The organism is Pseudoalteromonas sp. SR44-5 (genome assembly GCF_014163675.1).
Taxonomy (GTDB): Bacteria; Pseudomonadota; Gammaproteobacteria; order Enterobacterales; family Alteromonadaceae; genus Pseudoalteromonas; species Pseudoalteromonas rhizosphaerae.
Genome location: NZ_JACJDT010000123.1, coordinates 1 through 1,210, shown reverse-complemented (window position 1 = coordinate 1,210; position 1,210 = coordinate 1). Strand labels below are relative to the sequence as shown.

Annotated in this window: 1 protein-coding gene; it reads right to left on the bottom strand. The window is 44.4% G+C overall.

Features of this window, described 5'->3' with window-relative positions; translation table 11 throughout:
* Positions 1-61: 61 nt before the first annotated feature.
* Positions 62-1,210 (bottom strand): elongation factor Tu (gene tuf / locus H5154_RS22745; protein WP_145238324.1); only part of this gene is annotated, 1,149 nt, incomplete at its 5' end.

Genomic DNA, 1,210 nt, shown 5'->3' with positions numbered 1-1,210 from the left:
CAGACATTAAAAAAGGCCACCGAAGTGACCTTTTTCTAATAATTAACTTAAAAGTTAATTATTACTCTACGATAGTTGCTACTACACCAGCACCTACAGTACGGCCACCTTCGCGGATTGCGAAACGTAGACCTTCATCCATTGCGATTGGAGAGATTAACTTTACAGTCATCTTAACGTTATCGCCAGGCATTACCATTTCTACGCCATCTGGTAACTGTACGTCACCAGTTACGTCAGTTGTACGGAAGTAGAACTGTGGACGGTAACCTTTGAAGAATGGAGTATGACGACCACCTTCATCTTTAGAAAGTACGTATACTTCTGAAGTGAATGTTGTATGTGGGTTGATTGAACCAGGCTTAGCTAGTACTTGACCACGTTCAACGTCTTCACGTTTAGTACCACGTAGAAGTGCACCAATGTTCTCACCAGCACGACCTTCGTCAAGTAGTTTACGGAACATTTCAACACCAGTACAAGTAGATTTAGTTGTATCGTTGATACCAACAATTTCTACTTCGTCATTGATGCGGATGATACCAGCTTCAACACGACCAGTTACAACAGTACCACGACCTTGGATTGAGAAAACGTCTTCGATAGGCATGATGAATGGCTTATCGATGTCACGCTCTGGCTCTGGGATGTAAGAATCAAGTGCGTCTGCAAGCTCAATGATCTTGTCTTCCCACTCTTTCTCGCCTTCTAACGCTTTAAGCGCAGAACCAGCGATTAGTGGTAAGTCATCACCTGGGAAATCGTACTCAGAAAGAAGTTCACGAACTTCCATTTCTACTAGTTCAAGTAGCTCTTCGTCATCAACCATGTCACATTTGTTCATGAATACGATGATGTAAGGAACGCCAACTTGACGAGAAAGAAGGATGTGCTCACGCGTTTGTGGCATAGGGCCATCAGTCGCAGCAACAACAAGGATAGCGCCGTCCATTTGAGCAGCACCAGTGATCATGTTTTTAACATAATCGGCGTGTCCAGGACAATCTACGTGTGCGTAGTGACGAGTAGGAGTATCGTACTCAACGTGTGAAGTTGAGATTGTGATACCGCGCTCGCGCTCTTCAGGAGCGTTATCGATTGATGCGAAATCTTTAGCAACACCGCCGTATACTTTTGCAAGTACGTTAGTGATTGCTGCAGTTAGGGTAGTTTTACCGTGGTCAACGTGGCCGATTGTACCTACGTTTAC